General features: G+C 49.2%; 1 rRNA gene. It reads right to left on the bottom strand.

From position 1 onward, the window contains the following. A 23S ribosomal RNA gene (locus PL77_RS29860) occupies window positions 1-857 on the bottom strand; the annotation flags it as partial.

Raw genomic sequence — 857 nt, 5'->3', positions numbered from 1 at the left:
CAAATCCATGTCTTCGGTGAATAGTTTAATGCCCGATCATTATCGATGCTCTGTCGCTCGACCAGTGAGCTGTTACGCACTCTTTGAATGTATAGCTGCTTCCAAGCTAACATCCTGGCTGTCTCAGCGACTGAACCTCCTTAGTTCAACTTAACTATTACTTGGGGACCTTAGACGATGGTCCGGGTTCTTTCCCTTTCGGACTAGGACCTTGGCACCCTAGCCCTCACTGCTGGTAGTGTTTGATGGCATTCGGAGTTCATCTAGATTTGGTAGGATATGACTCCCCCGCATCTAATTGGTAGCTCTACCTCCATCAAACTCACCCAACGCTGCCCCTAAAGGCATTTCGGGGAGTACGAGCTATTTCCAGGTTTGATTGGCCTTTCACCCCTACCCACAGGTCATCCGAAGACTTTTCAACGTCAACCGGTTCGGTCCTCCATTGTGTGTTACCACAACTTCAACCTGCCCATGGGTAGATCACCTGGTTTCGCGTCTACCTACACTAACTTAAACGCCACTTAAGACTCGCTTTCGCTACGACTACAGGCCTTAAACCCTTAATCTTGCTAATATAGGTAACTCGTAGGCTCATTATGCAAAAGGCACGACGTCACTCAACGAATGAGCTCCGTCCGCTTGTAGGTATACAGTTTCAGGATCTATTGCACCCCGTTATTCACGGTACTTTTCACCTTTCCCTCACGGTACTTGTTCACTATCGGTCTTTTGGGAGTATTTAGTCTTGGCGGATGGTGCCGCCGGATTCAATGGGGGTTTCACCGGCCCCCACTTACTCAGGAACTCTCGCTCTCACTAACACTTACCTGTACGGGACTATCACCCTCTGCGGC

The organism is Flammeovirga sp. OC4 (genome assembly GCF_000812565.1).
Classification (GTDB): Bacteria; Bacteroidota; Bacteroidia; order Cytophagales; family Flammeovirgaceae; genus Flammeovirga.
This window is presented reverse-complemented; position numbering and strand designations above follow the sequence as displayed.